This is a genomic window from Pandoraea pnomenusa (genome assembly GCF_000767615.3).
Classification (GTDB): Bacteria; Pseudomonadota; Gammaproteobacteria; order Burkholderiales; family Burkholderiaceae; genus Pandoraea; species Pandoraea pnomenusa.
Genome location: NZ_CP009553.3, coordinates 1,286,300 through 1,301,350, shown reverse-complemented (window position 1 = coordinate 1,301,350; position 15,051 = coordinate 1,286,300). Strand labels below are relative to the sequence as shown.

At 64.9% G+C, this 15,051-nt stretch carries 16 protein-coding genes; 12 read left to right on the top strand and 4 right to left on the bottom strand.

Features of this window, described 5'->3' with window-relative positions; all coding sequences use genetic code 11:
• The first annotated feature begins 51 nt into the window (after positions 1-51).
• From hemF to LV28_RS29910, 12 genes are all read left to right on the top strand, one after another.
• Positions 52-987 (top strand): oxygen-dependent coproporphyrinogen oxidase, encoded by a 936-nt coding sequence (gene hemF / locus LV28_RS29965; RefSeq protein WP_023594670.1) that lies wholly within the window; start codon positions 52-54, stop codon positions 985-987.
• A 13-nt stretch (positions 988-1,000) separates the two neighbouring features.
• Positions 1,001-1,810, top strand: a complete 810-nt coding sequence (locus LV28_RS29960) for a nicotinate-nucleotide adenylyltransferase (protein WP_081326821.1) — start codon at positions 1,001-1,003, stop codon at positions 1,808-1,810.
• 62 nt (positions 1,811-1,872) lie between these two features.
• The gene (gene rsfS / locus LV28_RS29955; protein WP_023594668.1) at positions 1,873-2,325 is read left to right on the top strand and encodes a ribosome silencing factor; all 453 of its coding nucleotides are present in this window, start codon (positions 1,873-1,875) and stop codon (positions 2,323-2,325) included.
• 34 nt (positions 2,326-2,359) lie between these two features.
• A complete protein-coding gene (gene rlmH / locus LV28_RS29950) occupies positions 2,360-2,830 on the top strand; it encodes a 23S rRNA (pseudouridine(1915)-N(3))-methyltransferase RlmH (RefSeq protein WP_038618473.1) in 471 nt (156 codons plus the stop codon).
• A gap of 290 nt (positions 2,831-3,120) precedes the next feature.
• On the top strand, positions 3,121-4,452 hold the full coding sequence (ugpB, locus tag LV28_RS29945) for a sn-glycerol-3-phosphate ABC transporter substrate-binding protein UgpB (protein WP_023594666.1): 1,332 nt from the start codon (positions 3,121-3,123) through the stop codon (positions 4,450-4,452).
• A 136-nt stretch (positions 4,453-4,588) separates the two neighbouring features.
• Positions 4,589-5,485, top strand: a complete 897-nt coding sequence (gene ugpA / locus LV28_RS29940) for a sn-glycerol-3-phosphate ABC transporter permease UgpA (protein ID WP_023594665.1) — start codon at positions 4,589-4,591, stop codon at positions 5,483-5,485.
• Positions 5,482-6,327, top strand: a complete 846-nt coding sequence (gene ugpE / locus LV28_RS29935; RefSeq protein WP_023594664.1) for a sn-glycerol-3-phosphate ABC transporter permease UgpE — start codon at positions 5,482-5,484, stop codon at positions 6,325-6,327. The genes ugpA and ugpE overlap by 4 nt, the downstream gene beginning before the upstream one ends.
• A gap of 2 nt (positions 6,328-6,329) precedes the next feature.
• Positions 6,330-7,427 (top strand): sn-glycerol-3-phosphate import ATP-binding protein UgpC, encoded by a 1,098-nt coding sequence (locus tag LV28_RS29930; protein ID WP_023594663.1) that lies wholly within the window; start codon positions 6,330-6,332, stop codon positions 7,425-7,427.
• Positions 7,424-8,203: a glycerophosphodiester phosphodiesterase gene (gene ugpQ, locus LV28_RS29925; RefSeq protein WP_038618477.1), complete on the top strand. Its 780-nt coding sequence runs from the start codon at positions 7,424-7,426 to the stop codon at positions 8,201-8,203. Before LV28_RS29930 ends, ugpQ begins: the two co-directional genes overlap by 4 nt.
• Before the next feature lie 167 nt (positions 8,204-8,370).
• Entirely contained in the window at positions 8,371-8,970 is a 600-nt protein-coding gene (locus LV28_RS29920; RefSeq protein WP_038618480.1) for a Maf family protein, read from the top strand.
• 44 nt (positions 8,971-9,014) lie between these two features.
• The gene (gene rng, locus LV28_RS29915; protein WP_023872062.1) at positions 9,015-10,484 is read left to right on the top strand and encodes a ribonuclease G; all 1,470 of its coding nucleotides are present in this window, start codon (positions 9,015-9,017) and stop codon (positions 10,482-10,484) included.
• A 30-nt stretch (positions 10,485-10,514) separates the two neighbouring features.
• On the top strand, positions 10,515-11,774 hold the full coding sequence (locus LV28_RS29910; RefSeq protein ID WP_023594661.1) for a cation diffusion facilitator family transporter: 1,260 nt from the start codon (positions 10,515-10,517) through the stop codon (positions 11,772-11,774).
• A gap of 111 nt (positions 11,775-11,885) precedes the next feature.
• Here the strand turns inward: LV28_RS29910 and rfbC are convergent, their stop codons facing one another.
• Genes rfbC through LV28_RS29890 form a run of 4 tightly spaced genes read right to left on the bottom strand, consistent with a single transcriptional unit; the run spans position 11,886 to position 15,031 of the window.
• The gene (gene rfbC / locus LV28_RS29905) at positions 11,886-12,434 is read right to left on the bottom strand and encodes a dTDP-4-dehydrorhamnose 3,5-epimerase (protein ID WP_023594660.1); all 549 of its coding nucleotides are present in this window, start codon (positions 12,432-12,434) and stop codon (positions 11,886-11,888) included.
• A 24-nt stretch (positions 12,435-12,458) separates the two neighbouring features.
• Positions 12,459-13,340 (bottom strand): glucose-1-phosphate thymidylyltransferase RfbA, encoded by an 882-nt coding sequence (rfbA, locus tag LV28_RS29900; protein WP_023872064.1) that lies wholly within the window; start codon positions 13,338-13,340, stop codon positions 12,459-12,461.
• A 13-nt stretch (positions 13,341-13,353) separates the two neighbouring features.
• On the bottom strand, positions 13,354-14,418 hold the full coding sequence (rfbB, locus tag LV28_RS29895) for a dTDP-glucose 4,6-dehydratase (RefSeq protein ID WP_025250407.1): 1,065 nt from the start codon (positions 14,416-14,418) through the stop codon (positions 13,354-13,356).
• A 28-nt stretch (positions 14,419-14,446) separates the two neighbouring features.
• The gene (locus LV28_RS29890) at positions 14,447-15,031 is read right to left on the bottom strand and encodes a peroxidase-related enzyme (RefSeq protein ID WP_023594657.1); all 585 of its coding nucleotides are present in this window, start codon (positions 15,029-15,031) and stop codon (positions 14,447-14,449) included.
• Between the last annotated feature and the right edge of the window lie 20 nt (positions 15,032-15,051).

The window sequence follows — 15,051 nt, the reverse complement described above, 5'->3', positions numbered from 1 at the left end:
GGTAGCAGCCGGTACAATCGCGGTAACTACTACGTTCAGGGAAGTCACAGCATGGCAGCGCAAGACGCCGCACCGGCACCGGATACGGGCGCGGTACGCACCTATCTCCTCGGGCTTCAGGACCGCATCGTCGAGACGCTGGAGCGCCTCGACGGCAAACGTTTCTTCGCCGACGACTGGCAACGTCCGGCCGATGGCGCGCTGCGCGGCGACGGTCGCACCCGGGTGCTCGACGACGGCGACTTCTTCGAGCGCGGCGGCGTGAACTTCTCACACGTGGTCGGCGACAAGCTGCCGGGCTCCGCCAGCGCCTCGCGCCCTGAACTTGCGGGGCGCGGCTTCGAAGCCCTCGGCGTCTCGCTGGTGCTTCACCCGCGCAATCCATACTGCCCGACGGTGCACTTCAACGTGCGGATCCTGATTGCAACTGCCGCGGGTGAAGCACCCGCGTACTGGTTCGGCGGCGGCATGGACCTCACGCCGTACTACCCGTTCGAAGAGGACTGCCAGCACTTCCACCAGACCTGCAAGGACGCGCTCGACCCCTTCGGCGCCGAGTGGTATCCGCGCTTCAAGACCTGGTGCGACGAGTACTTCTACCTGAAACACCGTCAGGAACCGCGCGGCATCGGCGGCATTTTCTTCGACGACTTCTCCGGCGGCGGCTTCGATACGGGCTTTGCCGTGATGCAAAGCGTGGGCAACGCCTTCCTCGACGCCTATGTGCCCATCGTCGAACGTCGCCGCGGCATGCCGTACGGCGAGCGCGAGCGCGATTTTCAGGCGCATCGCCGCGGCCGCTACGTCGAATTCAACCTGGTCTGGGACCGTGGCACGCACTTCGGCCTGCAATCGGGCGGGCGCACCGAGTCGATCCTCATGTCGATGCCCCCGATCGTGAAGTGGCATTACGACTGGAAGCCGGAACCGGGCACGCCGGAAGCGCAGCTCTATACCGACTTCCTCGTGCGCCGCGAGTGGGTGTAAGGGCCGCGTACGCATGACCGTCTCGTCTTCCGTTGCACCGCATACCCGCGACGCGCACGCCGCACCCGCCACCTCCGACGCCCCCGCCTCGGCGCCCGCAACGGCCACCAGCGCCGCAAGCGCCGTCACTGCGGCCATGGGCGCCCGGCCGCGGCGCATCGGCGTGCTCGGCGGCACGTTCGATCCGATTCACACCGGCCATCTGGCGCTCGGCGCGCTGTTCGCCCGTACGCTTGCCCTCGATGAACTCGTACTGATGCCTGCCGGGCAGCAGCCGCAAAAGCAGGGCAGCACGCCCGCGGCGCACCGGCTGGCGATGACGCGTCTGGCCGCGCAACAGCTCGCGGCCGAGCTCGAACACTCGCGACCGTTTACGCAGCTGCTCGTGAGCACCCGCGAGATCGAACGCGCCGGTCCCAGCTATACGGTCGACACGCTGCGGGAAATGCGCCGGGAACTCGGGCCGCAAGCCTCGCTCTCGCTGCTCATCGGCTCGGACCAGCTGGTCCGCCTGGACACCTGGCACGCCTGGCGCGAACTGTTCGACTATGCACACGTTTGCGCGGCGGCCAGACCGGGTTTCGACCGCGACGCCGCCTCCGCCGAACTGCGCGAGGTGTTCGCCGCGCGGGAAAAGTCCGCGCTCGGGGTACAATCCACGCCATGCGGCGGCATCCTGATCGACGACTCACTGGCCGTCGACATCTCCGCCACCGAGTTGCGCGCCACGCTGGCGCACGCGCGAGACGCGGCCACGCCCCCGGCGAACCTGCCCGAACCCGTGTGGCGATACATTCGCGCGCAACACCTGTACCGCGCCTGACGGCCCCGCATCGAACCGCCGGACCGCCACCCGGCGCCCCTGTATCACCAAATAGACGCACTATGGATATTCGTAAACTGCAGCGCCTCATCGTCGACGCCCTCGAGGACGTCAAGGCACAGGACATCAAGGTGTTCAACACCGAGCACCTCACCGCCCTGTTCGAGCGCGTGATCATCGCCAGCGGCACCTCGAACCGCCAGACCAAGGCACTCGCCGCAAGCGTGCGCGACAAGGTCAAGGCCGCCGGTGGCGACATCGTGAGCATTGAAGGCGAGGACGTGGGCGAATGGGTGCTGGTCGACACGGGCGACGCCATCGTGCACATCATGCAGCCGGCCCTGCGCCAGTACTACAACCTCGAAGAGATCTGGGGCGAGAAGCCGGTACGCCTGAAGGCCGCCGGCACCCGGGCCGGCGCCAAGGCCAGCGTGGACGCCCCGGACGACGAGGATGACGAGGGCGACGAGAGCGGCGAAGCGAGCGCCCCGTCGACGCGCCGCAAGGCAAAGTAAGTCTGGCGTAGGCCGCTCCCAGGTTCCTGCCGTCATGCGTCTGTTCATTCTCGCGGTCGGGCACAAGATGCCCGGCTGGATCGAGACCGCCTTCGCCGAGTACGCCAAGCGCATGCCGCCCGAGCTGCGCATCGAACTCAAGGAAATCAAGCCCGAGCAGCGCTCCAATTCCCGCACGGCCGAGACGGTCATGGCCGCCGAAGCGCAGCGCATCGACGCCGCCCTGCCCCGGGGCTGCCGTATCGTGTGCCTGGACGAGCGCGGGCAGGATCTCACCACCATGCGCCTCGCGCAGTCGCTCACCGGCTGGCAGCAGGACGGGCGCGACGTGGCGTTCGTGATCGGCGGTGCCGACGGGCTCGACCCTGCGCTCAAGGCGCGCGCGGACACCCTTATCCGGCTCTCCAGCCTCACCCTGCCCCACGGCATGGTGCGCGTACTCCTCGCCGAGCAGCTGTATCGCGCGTGGAGCATCAACGCCAATCACCCCTATCACCGGGTCTAAGCACGTCTCGGCGTCGCCTGCGACCCCGATCTTCCCGATGTCGGCAGTAAGACAGAAATAAGTCATACCGTCTTGTGCGGTGCAACGCCCCGTTGCACCGCGCTTGCCGCTGCCCGCAACCCTGCGTCGGCAGGCCGGTCCCCCAACGTTGTCAATCCCCGCCAGACGTGGCGTTGCAACAGCGTTTGTGCACTGCGAGTGGAAAAAACATGACAGCGTGTTAGTCTACGCGGCGCTACAAGGTTCGCATCGCGAACAACAAGACTTCTCGTGAACCACCGGAGATTGGCATGAAGCAACCTTCCCTGCGCAAGTTCGCCCTCGCCGGCGTTGGCGCCGCAATGATGCTCGGCATGAGCGCGTCCGCCCTGGCCGCCACCGAGATCCAGTTCTGGCATTCGATGGAATCGGCCCTCGGCGAACGCGTCAACCAGATCGCCAACGACTTCAACGCGTCGCAGAGCGATTACAAGATCGTCCCGATCTACAAGGGCAATTACGAGCAGGGCCTCGCCGCCGGTATCGCGGCATTCCGCGCCGGCAACGCGCCGGCCATTCTTCAGGTGTACGAAGTCGGCACCGCCACCATGATGCAGGCCAAGAAGGCCGTGAAGCCAGTCTGGCAAGTCATGAAGGACGCCGGCGAGCCGTTCGACGAGAAGGCCTTCGTGCCGACCGTGGCCAGCTACTACGCCGACAGCAAGACCAACCACCTCGTGTCGATGCCGTTCAACAGCTCGACCCCGGTGCTGTACTACAACAAGGACGCCTTCAAGAAGGCGGGCCTCGACCCGAACACGCCGCCGAAGACCTGGGCCGACGTGCGCACCGATGCCCAGAAACTCAAGGCCGCCGGCCTGTCGTGCGGTTTCACCATGGGCTGGCAGAGCTGGACGCAGCTCGAGAACTACAGCGCGTGGCACGGCCTGCCGTTCGCCACGAAGAACAATGGCTTCGACGGTCTGGATGCCAAGCTGGAATTCAACGGCCCGCAGCAGACCAAACACATCCAGTTCCTGGCCGACATGGCCAAGGAAGGTTCGTTCACGTATGTGGGCCGCAAGGATGAGGTGACCTCGAAGTTCTACAGCGGCGATTGCGGTATCGCCATGACGACGTCGGGCGCGCTCGCGAACATCGCCAAGTACGCGAAGTTCAGCTACGGCGTGGGCATGATGCCGTACGACGCCGACGTGAAGGGCGCACCGCAGAACGCCATCATCGGCGGCGCCAGCCTGTGGGTGCTCGCGGGCAAGTCGGCCGCCGAGTACAAGGGCGTGGCCAAGTTCCTGAACTACCTCGCCTCGCCGGCCGTGGCGGCGAAGTGGCACCAGGACACCGGCTACCTGCCCGTCACGAAGGCGGCCTATGAACTGACCGAGAAGCAGGGCTTCTACGCGAAGAACCCGGGCGCCGACATGGCCATCAAACAGATGCTCAACAAGCCGCCCCTGCCGTTCACGCGCGGCCTGCGTCTGGGTAACATGCCGCAGATCCGCACCGTCATCGACGAGGAGCTCGAAGGCGTGTGGAATGGCAAGCAAACGCCCAAAGCCGCACTGGACAAGGCGGTCAGCCGTGGCGACGACCTCCTGCGCCGCTTCGAGAAGCAGGGCAGCTAAGCCGCCCCTGACGCGCGACGACGCCGGTGCCGCAGGGACGATTCCCGCGATCGCCGCGAAACTCGCGACGTTACAATGACACCACCCGGCTCGCCGACAACGCGGGCCGGGTTGGTTTTTTTTGATCGATACGTTTATGGCGCATAACACCAGAGAACGCCCCCGCTTCGGCACCGGCTGGCTGCCCTACGCGCTCGTCGCCCCGCAGCTCCTCATTACGGTCGTCTTCTTCCTGTGGCCGGCGGGCGAGGCCCTGTGGCAGTCCACCTCGGCGCAGGACGCCTTCGGCCTGTCGAGCCAGTTCGTCGGCCTGGACAACTTCACCGCGCTGTGGGGCGATCCGCTCTACCTCGCATCGTTTCGTACCACGATGATCTTCAGCGGACTGGTCACGGTCTGCGGGCTCGTCATCTCGCTGCTGCTCGCGGCCATGGCCGATCGCGTCACGCGCGGCAAGCGCGTCTACCAGACGCTGCTCATCTGGCCGTACGCCGTGGCACCCGCGATCGCCGCGGTGCTGTGGGCCTTCCTCTTCAATCCCAGCATCGGACTCGTCACGTACGGTCTGGCCAAGCTCGGGATCGAGTGGAACCACGCCCTGAACGGCGGCCAGGCGATGTTCCTCGTCGTGCTCGCCTCGATCTGGAAGCAGATCAGCTATAACTTCCTGTTCTTCTACGCCGGCTTGCAGGCCATTCCCCGCTCGCTGGTGGAAGCGGCGGCGATCGACGGTGCAGGCCCGGTGCGGCGCTTCTTCGGTCTGGTACTGCCGCTGATCTCGCCGACGACCTTCTTCCTGCTCGTGGTGAACCTCGTGTACTCGTTCTTCGACACGTTCCCGGTGATCGATGCCGCGACCGGCGGCGGCCCGGGCCAGTCGACGATGACGCTGATCTACAAGATCTACTCGGAAGGCTTCAAGGGGCTCGACCTCGGCAGCTCGGCTGCCCAGTCGGTGGTGCTGATGGCGATCGTCATCGTGCTCACGGTCGTGCAGTTCCGTTTCATCGAACGCAAGGTGCAATACGCATGATCGAGAACCGTCGCGGCCTGGATATCTTCTGCCACGTCATGCTGGTCATCGGCGTGCTGCTGGTCGTCTTCCCGCTCTATGTGGCGTTCGTCGCCGCCACGATGAACGAGCGGGAAATCTTCAACGTTCCGCTATCGCTCATCCCGAGCAGCCATCTGTTCGAGAACCTCTCGACCATCTGGGGACAGGGCACGGGCGACGCGGCCATGCCGTTCGGGCTGATGCTCGGCAACAGCCTGCTCATGGCGCTGGTCATCACGATCGGCAAGATCTCGGTGTCGATCCTGTCGGCCTTCGCCATCGTGTATTTTCGCTTCCCGCTGCGCAATCTGTTCTTCTGGCTCATCTTCGTCACGCTGATGCTGCCGGTCGAGGTGCGCATCTTCCCGACGGTGCAGGTGATCTCGAGCCTCGGGCTCATCAACAGTTATGTGGGCCTGACGGTGCCGCTCATCGCGTCGGCCACCGCCACCTTCCTGTTCCGGCAGTTCTTCATGACGCTGCCCGACGAACTCGTCGAAGCCGCGCGCATCGACGGTGCCGGTCCGATGCGCTTCTTCGTCGACGTGGTGCTGCCGCTGTCGAAGACCAACATCGCGGCGCTGTTCGTCATCACCTTCATCTATGGCTGGAATCAGTACCTGTGGCCGATTCTCGTGACCAACGCGCCGTCGATGACGACGGCCGTGGTGGGCATCAAGAGCATGATCGGCAGCGGCGACACCGCCACGCAATGGCAACTCGTCATGAGCGCCACGCTGCTCGCCATGCTGCCCCCGCTCGCGGTGGTGCTGCTCATGCAGCGGTGGTTCGTGCGCGGTCTGGTCGATTCGGAAAAGTAATCATGGCAAATCTCAAACTCCATAGCGTCAAGAAAACCTACGACCAGAAGAACTACGTCCTGCACGGGGTCGATATCGACATCGAGGACGGCGAGTTCGTGGTCATCGTCGGCCCGTCGGGTTGCGGCAAATCCACGCTGCTGCGCATGGTCGCCGGACTGGAATCGGTGAGCGAGGGCAGCATCCTGATCGGCTCGCAGGTCGTCAATCAGCTCGAGCCGAAGGATCGCAACATTGCGATGGTGTTCCAGAACTACGCGCTCTATCCGCATATGGACGTGCGCCAGAACATGTCGTACGGCCTGAAGATTCGCGGCATCGACAAGAAGACCATCGACGAGCGTGTGCTCGCCGCGGCCCGCATTCTCGAGCTCGAACCGCTGCTTGCGCGCAAGCCGCGCGAACTCTCGGGCGGTCAGCGCCAGCGTGTGGCGATGGGGCGCGCCATCGTGCGCGAACCGGCCGTGTTCCTGTTCGACGAGCCGCTCTCGAATCTCGACGCCAAACTGCGCGTGCAAATGCGTCTTGAAATCCAGCGCCTGCATGCCCGCCTGAAAACCACCAGCCTGTACGTCACGCACGATCAGGTCGAAGCCATGACGCTCGCCGATCGCGTGATCGTCATGAACAAGGGCTACGCCGAGCAGATCGGCACGCCCACGGAAGTCTACGAGCGCCCCGCCTCGCTCTTCGTGGCCGGCTTCATGGGCTCGCCCGCGATGAACCTGCTCAAGGGGCGCATCGACTCGGAAGGTCGCACCTTCCAGGTCGACGGTGGCGGCCCGTCGCTGCGCCTGCCGCCCACGAGCCTCGCGCACGCCAACCGCGAACTCGTGCTCGGCGTGCGTCCCGAGCACCTGATTCCCGCCGAACAGCAAAACGGGCTGGGCGCCTTCGCCGCACAGACCAGCATCAAGGTCGACCAGCTCGAACTGCTCGGCGCCGACAACCTCGTGCATGGCCGCTGGGGCGATCAGAGCGTGACCGTACGCCTGCCGCACGAACTGCGCCCGGCGGCGGGCTCGGTCGTGCCGCTGGCCATCTCCGCCAAGGCGCTGCATCTGTTCGATCCGGCCACGGGCAAGCGAGTCGAAGCATGAGCGACGCGCCCCTCTCCTCGCATTTGTGGCCCCACTGGCCCTATCCGCGCATTGTGTCGCACCGCGGCGGCGGTAAGCTGGCCCCTGAGAACACGCTGGCGGCGTTCGACATGGGCGCCTCGCTCGGCCTGCGCATGGTGGAGTTCGATGCCAAGCTCTCGGCCGACGACGTGGTGTTCCTGCTGCATGACGACACCGTCGACCGGACCAGCAACGGCCATGGCGACGCCGCGCACATGACGTACGCCGAGATCGAGAAGCTCGATGCGGGCAGTTGGTTCGACGCCCGGTTCGCCGGACAGACGATGCCCACCCTCGAGCAGGTCGCGAAACGGTGTCTCGCGCTGGGACTCGCCGCGAACGTCGAGATCAAGCCGAGCCCGGGCCGGGAGGCTCACACCGGCAAGCGCGTCGCCGAAGCCGTGCGGGCGCTGTGGGATGGACAGGCACAGATGCCGCTGCTGTCGTCGTTCTCGTATGAAGCGCTCGAAGCCGCGGCTGCGGCCGTGCCCGAATTGCCGCGCGGCATGCTCTACGAGGCGATTCCCGAACACTGGCGCGATGACGCCCGCCGACTCGCGACCGTCTCCCTGCACACCAGCCATCGACATCTGGACGGCCCCAGGGTCGCGCAAATCAAGGCGGCCGGGCTGCACATGCTCGTCTACACGGTCAACGACCCGGGGCTGGCACGCGAGTTGGCCGCCTGGGGGGTCGACGCCATCTGCACCGACCGCATCGACCTGATCGGCGCCGACTTCCTCGAAGGCGCCTGAACGCCCTGAGAAATGCCCTCGTGCGTCCCCCGCCCCACGCTGGCGGGCGTGGACGCAAGGCGGCATAATAGGGCGTTCCCTCGCCCAGCCCATCCAGCGGCCCGGCACACCATTGCGAATCGAAACGAATTCGTGTGCCGGGCTGGACGAATTCAAGCCAAGCCGCCATGCCGTACATCTATCTCGCGTCGCAAAGTCCCCGCCGTCAGGAGCTGCTGCACCAGCTCGGTGTTCGCTACGAACTGCTGCTGCCCGGGGCCGACGAAGACGCCGAAGCGCTTGAAGCCGTACTGCCTGGCGAGCCGCCCGACGATTACGTGCAGCGCGTCACGCGCGCCAAGGCCGAAGCCGGCGTGGCGCGCCTGGCCCGCGCCGGCCTGCCCGCCGCGCCCCTTCTGAGCGCCGACACGACGGTCTGCCTCGACGGCACCATCCTCGGCAAACCCTTCGACGACGCCGACGCGCGTGCCGTGCTCGCCCGCCTGTCCGGCACGCGTCATCGCGTACTGACCGCCGTGGCGGTGTTCGCGCACGGGCAGATTCACCAGGCCCTGAACATCTCGCATGTCTGGTTCCGACCGTTGCGTCGCGAGGAAATCGAGCGCTACGTCGCGTCGGGCGAACCGAAAGGCAAGGCAGGCGCCTACGGCATCCAGGGCAAGGCCGCGGAATTCGTCATGCGAATCGACGGCAGCTACTCCGGCATCATGGGACTGCCGCTGTGTGAGACCGCCGCGCTGTTGCGCCAGGCGGGCGTCGACTTCTGACGCGTACTGCATTTGCCAAGCCATTCGAGTCCGGTCGACACCTTATGAACGAAGACATTCTGGTCAACATCACGCCACAGGAAACCCGTGTGGCGCTCATGCAGCTCGGCGCGGTGCAGGAACTGCACATCGAGCGTACGCTCTCGCGAGGGCTGGTCGGCAACATCTATCTGGGCAAGGTCGTGCGCGTACTGCCGGGCATGCAATCGGCGTTCATCGATATCGGGCTCGAGCGCGCCGCCTTCCTGCACGTGGCCGATATCTGGCACCCGCGCACGAACAACGATACGTCCACGCCGCACCCCCAGCCGCCCATCGAAAAAACGGTTTTCGAGGGCCAGACGCTCATGGTGCAGGTCATCAAGGATCCGATCGGCACCAAGGGCGCTCGCCTCTCGACGCAGATCAGCATCGCCGGGCGCACGCTCGTCTACCTGCCGCAGGAGCCGCACATCGGCATCTCGCAACGTATCGAGAGCGAAGCCGAGCGCGAAGCGTTGCGCAGCAAGATCCAGGCGCTGGTGCCCGCCGACGAGAAAGGCGGCTTCATCGTGCGCACGATCGCCGAAGACGCGGCCGACGCCGAGCTGGCCAACGACATCGCCTACCTGCGCAAGTCGTGGCAGACCATCGGAGAACAGAGCACGCGCGTGCCCGCGCCGGCGCTGCTCTACCAGGACCTGAACCTGGCGCAGCGTGTACTGCGCGATTTCGTCCACGAGGAAACGGGCAAGATTCTCGTCGACTCGCGCGAGACGTTTCAGAAGCTGGCCGAATTCGCCGCCACCTACACCCCGGCGGTGCTCGGCAAGCTGACGCACTACACCGGGGAGCGTCCGCTGTTCGATCTGTACAACGTGGAGACGGAGATCGAGCGGGCGCTGTCGCGTCGCGTCGACCTGAAGTCCGGCGGGTACCTGATGATCGATCAGACCGAAGCGATGACGACCATCGATGTGAACACCGGCGGCTACGTCGGTGCGCGCAACTTCGACGACACGATCTTCAAGACGAACCTCGAAGCGGCGCTGATGATTGCGCGCCAGTTGCGGCTGCGCAACCTGGGCGGGATCATCATCATCGACTTCATCGACATGGAAAGTGCCGAGCATCGCGACTCGGTGCTTGCCGAGCTGAAGAAGGCGCTCGCCCGGGACCGCACCCGCATCACCGTGAATGGCTTCTCGCAATTGGGGCTGGTCGAGATGACGCGCAAGCGCACGCGAGAATCGCTCGCCCACGTGCTGTGCGAGCCATGTGCTGTGTGCCAGGGCAAGGGCCAGGTGAAAACGCCACGTACGCTGTGCTATGACATCCTGCGCGAAATCCTGCGCGAATCGCGCCAGTTCAACCCGCGCGAGTTTCGTCTGATCGCCTCGCAGGAAGTCGTCGACCTGTTCCTCGAAGAGGAGTCGCAGCATCTGGCGATGCTCATCGACTTCATCGGCAAGCCCATCTCGCTGCAAGTGGAATCGACGTTCCACCAGGAGCAGTACGACATCATTCTGATGTAACGGGTCTTATCCCTCGTTCGCGCCGACGCCATGCCTTACACGAACTACGACAATCTTGCGGCATCGAGCGAGGCGCTCGACAAGCACGCGGTTGCACGTCACTCGACCTGGGTGAGCATCTGGGTCAATGTGGTGCTCACGGCGGCGCAGATCGTCGTGGGCATTTTCGCGCGCTCGCAGGCGCTGATCGCCGACGGGATTCACTCGCTGTCGGACATCGTGTCCGATTTCGTGGTGCTCGCCGCCGCCCGTGGCAGCGCGCGCGCGCCGGACGCCGATCACCCGTACGGACACAGCCGCTACGAAAACGCGGCCTCGCTGTTTCTCGGCGCGATCCTGCTCGCCGTGGGCGCCGGCATGTTGTGGCGGGGCATCGAGCGTTTGCTGCATCCGGAGGAAATTCCGGAAGTCCACATGATTGCCCTGCTGGTCGCGGTGTTCGTGCTGGTGAGCAAGGAAGGCCTGTTTCGTTACATGCTGCGCGCAGCCCAGCGCGTGCGCTCGGCAATGCTCGTCGCCAACGCCTGGCACGCCCGCTCCGACGCCCTGTCGTCGCTCGTGGTCGCGTGCGGCATCCTTGGCAACCTTGCCGGCTATCGCATTCTCGACCCGCTCGCGGCCGCTCTCGTGGGGCTGATGATCGGGCGCACCGGCTGGAAGTTCGGCTGGAACGCCTTGCAGGATCTCATCGACCGCGGCGTGGATGACGCCACCACCATCACGATTCGCGAACGTCTGCTCGCCACACCCGGCGTGCGTGCGCTCGACATGCTGCGCACGCGACGCATGGGCGACGAGATTGTCGTCGATGTGCACGTGCTCGTCGACGCCCGGCTGTCGGTATCCGAAGGGCACTACATCGCCGAACAGGCTCGCGCCGCCGTCATGCGCGAGCCGCAGATTCTCGACGTGCTCGTGCACGTCGATCCGGAGAGCGACGCCAAGGGCACCGCCTTGCAGGAGTGGCCGGCGCGCGCCGTGGTCGTGGGCGCGGCCGAAGTCCTGTGCCGGGCCAATGGCCTGGCCCTGCGCGACGTCAATCTGCACTATCTGAACAACAGGCTGGAGGCCGACGTGACCGTCGAAACCCAACCTGAACCGGCGCCGCCCGCATACTCTGCCGAGCCGACCGATGGCGCCATGGAACGGGCGTCGCAGACGGTCGCCGACGCACTCGCCGCGCACTTCGCCCCGCTCGGGCTGCGTCACGTCCGCGTACTTCGGGTGACGGGCGAGACGTCGGCAATGGCGGCAGACGCCGGCGCCGACACCCCCGGCGCCACTCCGTAGCCAAAAAATGAATCGGCCGCCGGGCTCTCGGTCGGTTGACGCGAGCACCACGGCGGCCGATGCGGATCGGACACCAGGACCTGACGGGGCAAGCGACGCCCCGTCGCGACATCAACCTTCGTGCCGGTAGTCCGCGAACAGCATGCCCTGTCGGTCCTTGTCGGAGACGAGCGGCGTGATGCCCTCCAGCGGCCAGGGAATCGCCAGCGTCGGATCGTCCCAGCGGATGCAACGCTCGAATTGCGGCGCCCAATAGTCGGTCGTCTTGTACAGCACCTCGGCCGTCTCCGACGTCACGACGAATCCATGGGCAAACCCCGCGGGAATCCACAGCTGCTTCTTGTTCTCGGCACTCAGCACTTCGGCGACCCACTTGCCGAAGGTCGGCGAGCCTTCGCGGATGTCGACGGCCACGTCGTAGATCTCCCCCTGAAGCACGCGCACGAGCTTGCCTTGCGGCTGCTGCACCTGATAGTGCAACCCGCGCAGCACGCCGCGCGCCGACCGCGACTGGTTGTCCTGCACGAACGTGAGCGTCTCGCCCAGCGCGGTGTCGAAGTTGCGCTGGTTGAAGCTCTCGAAGAAATAGCCCCGGGTATCGCCGAACACTTTCGGCTCGACGACCTTGACGTCGGGAATGGCGGTAGCAATCAGTTGCATAAAAAGACCTAAAGGTGAGGGCGGTCAGAAAACGCGCTCTCGCAACATCGCCAGCAGATACTGGCCGTAGCCGGTCTTCGCGAGCGGCTGCGCCAGCGTTTCGATATCCGACGCCGAGATCCACCCACGTCGATAGGCGATCTCTTCCGGACAGGCGACCTTGAGACCCTGACGGCTTTCAATGGTCTGAATGAAGGTACTGGCCTCCAGCATCGATTCATGCGTGCCGGTGTCGAGCCATGCGTAACCCCGCCCCATGATCTGCACATTGAGCTTGCCGCGGCGCAGGTACTCGTTGTTGACGTCGGTAATCTCCAGCTCACCTCGCGCGGACGGTTTGATGGCGCGCGCGATGTCGATCACGTCGTTATCGCAAAAGTAAAGCCCCGTGACGGCGTAACGCGACTTCGGCTCCTTGGGCTTCTCGACGAGCTCGATCGCCTTGCCGGCCTCGTCGAACGTCACCACGCCATAGCGCTCGGGATCGTGCACCGGATATGCAAATACGGACGCACCTTCCTGCTGTGCGTTGGCCGCGGACAGCAAACCCGCGAAGTCGTGCCCGTAGAACAGGTTGTCGCCAAGCACCAGTGCACAAGGGTCGCGGCCGATGAAGTCCGCCCCGATGAGGAACGCCTGCGCCAGGCCGTCCGGCGACGGCTGCACGGCATATTGCAGGTTCAGCCCCCACTGGCTGCCATCGCCGAGCAATTGCTCGAACCGCGGCGTGTCCTGCGGCGTCGAGATGACCAATACGTCGCGAATCCCCGCCAGCATCAGCGTGGTGAGCGGGTAATAGATCATCGGCTTGTCGTACACCGGCAGCAGTTGCTTGGAGACGGCCAGCGTGGCGGGGTACAGGCGCGTGCCCGAGCCTCCGGCCAGAATGATGCCTTTGCGTTGAATGCCCATACGTGCCTCAGTCGTTCCTACGATAGTGCGTCTCGATCCAGCGCTGATATTCGCCCGATTGCACCTGGCGCACCCACTCGCCATTGGCGAGGTACCACTGAACCGTCTTGCGCATGCCAGTCTCGAAGGTCTCGGCCGGGCGCCAACCCAGTTCGCGCTCGAGCTTGCGCGCATCGATGGCGTAGCGGCGATCATGGCCGGGGCGGTCGGTGACGAACGTGATCTGGTCGGTGTACGACTTGCCATCGGCGCGCGGAGACAGTTCGTCGAGCAACTTGCACAGATGGTTCACCACCGACAGATTGTTCTGCTCGTTCCAGCCCCCCACGTTGTACACCTCGCCCGGCGCTCCCCTGGCGAGCACTTCGCGAATCGCCGAGCAATGATCGCCGACGTACAACCAGTCGCGCACGTTGCTGCCGTCGCCGTAGATCGGCAGGGGTTTGCCCGCGACGGCATTCGCGATCACTAGCGGAATCAGCTTCTCGGGGAACTGGTAAGGGCCGTAGTTGTTCGAGCAGTTGGTCGTGAGCACCGGCAGGCCGTAGGTGTGGTGGTACGCGCGCACCAGATGATCGGAGCCGGCCTTCGAGGCCGAGTACGGACTGTTGGGTGCGTACGGCGTCGTTTCGGTGAAGGCCGGATCGGTCGGGCTCAGCGAACCGTAGACTTCGTCGGTCGACACATGCAGGAAACGAAAGGCGTCGCGCGCTTCGCCCGCGAGCGAGCCCCAGTAGGCACGCGCGGCTTCGAGCATCGTGAACGTGCCGACAATGTTCGTCTGCACGAAATCGCCCGGGCCGTGGATCGAGCGATCAACGTGGCTCTCGGCGGCGAAATGCAGCACCGCGCGCGGACGATGCTCGGCATACAAGCGATCAAGCGCCACGCGATCGCAAATATCGACCTGCGCGAAGTGGTGGCGGGAATCATGTTCCAGACTTGCCAGATTCGCCAGATTGCCGGCGTAGGTCAGCTTGTCGATGGTAACGACGGGCTCGTCGTGTTGCGAGAGCCAGTCCAGAACGAAGTTCGCGCCAATAAAGCCAGCGCCGCCTGTCACAAAGATCATAAGTGTCGAAATGGGTTGGGAAGTCGGGTCAGCGGCTGCGCGGCACGCGCCCCATCAGGAAGAATTCGTCGTTCGGGCGCATCGAAATCGCATTGGCCAGACGGTTGGACATCCCGAAGAAAGCCGTGATCGCGGCGATGTCCCAAATGTCCTCGTCGTCAAGACCGTGCGCACGCAGCGTGGCGTAATCGTCGTCGCTTACTTCGTGCGAGCGCTCGCACACCTTCATGGCATACGCGAGTATCGCCTTCTGGCGCGGCGTGAGGTCCGCCTTCAAATAGTTGACCGCCACCTGGTCGGCCAGCAACGGCTGCTTCTCGTAGATGCGCACCAGCGCGCCATGCGCCACCACGCAATACAGACACTGATTCGCCGCGCTGGTTGCGACCACGATCATTTCGCGCTCGCCCTTGCTCAGATGGCCATCCTTGAGCATGAGGGCATCGTGATAGGCGAAAAATGCCCGGAATTCGTCGGGGCGATGCGCCAGCGTCAGGAATACATTGGGCACGAACCCCGCCTTTTCCTGCACTTCGTCGATGCGCGCCCGGATATCGGCCGGCAGCCCGGCGAGATCCGGTACGGGAAAGCGACTGATCGGTGGTTGGCGCATCGTGTTCTCCTCATTGACGG

What these genes read in the sequence shown, in the direction of transcription:
- hemF (WP_023594670.1), top strand. Translation starts at nt 52, where the DNA reads ATGGCAGCGCAAGACGCCGCACCGGCACCGGATACGGGCGCGGTACGC.
- LV28_RS29960 (WP_081326821.1), top strand. Translation starts at nt 1,001, where the DNA reads ATGACCGTCTCGTCTTCCGTTGCACCGCATACCCGCGACGCGCACGCC.
- rsfS (WP_023594668.1), top strand. Translation starts at nt 1,873, where the DNA reads ATGGATATTCGTAAACTGCAGCGCCTCATCGTCGACGCCCTCGAGGAC.
- rlmH (WP_038618473.1), top strand. Translation starts at nt 2,360, where the DNA reads ATGCGTCTGTTCATTCTCGCGGTCGGGCACAAGATGCCCGGCTGGATC.
- ugpB (WP_023594666.1), top strand. Translation starts at nt 3,121, where the DNA reads ATGAAGCAACCTTCCCTGCGCAAGTTCGCCCTCGCCGGCGTTGGCGCC.
- ugpA (WP_023594665.1), top strand. Translation starts at nt 4,589, where the DNA reads ATGGCGCATAACACCAGAGAACGCCCCCGCTTCGGCACCGGCTGGCTG.
- ugpE (WP_023594664.1), top strand. Translation starts at nt 5,482, where the DNA reads ATGATCGAGAACCGTCGCGGCCTGGATATCTTCTGCCACGTCATGCTG.
- LV28_RS29930 (WP_023594663.1), top strand. Translation starts at nt 6,330, where the DNA reads ATGGCAAATCTCAAACTCCATAGCGTCAAGAAAACCTACGACCAGAAG.
- ugpQ (WP_038618477.1), top strand. Translation starts at nt 7,424, where the DNA reads ATGAGCGACGCGCCCCTCTCCTCGCATTTGTGGCCCCACTGGCCCTAT.
- LV28_RS29920 (WP_038618480.1), top strand. Translation starts at nt 8,371, where the DNA reads ATGCCGTACATCTATCTCGCGTCGCAAAGTCCCCGCCGTCAGGAGCTG.
- rng (WP_023872062.1), top strand. Translation starts at nt 9,015, where the DNA reads ATGAACGAAGACATTCTGGTCAACATCACGCCACAGGAAACCCGTGTG.
- LV28_RS29910 (WP_023594661.1), top strand. Translation starts at nt 10,515, where the DNA reads ATGCCTTACACGAACTACGACAATCTTGCGGCATCGAGCGAGGCGCTC.
- rfbC (WP_023594660.1), bottom strand. Translation starts at nt 12,434, where the DNA reads ATGCAACTGATTGCTACCGCCATTCCCGACGTCAAGGTCGTCGAGCCG.
- rfbB (WP_025250407.1), bottom strand. Translation starts at nt 14,418, where the DNA reads ATGATCTTTGTGACAGGCGGCGCTGGCTTTATTGGCGCGAACTTCGTT.
- LV28_RS29890 (WP_023594657.1), bottom strand. Translation starts at nt 15,031, where the DNA reads ATGCGCCAACCACCGATCAGTCGCTTTCCCGTACCGGATCTCGCCGGG.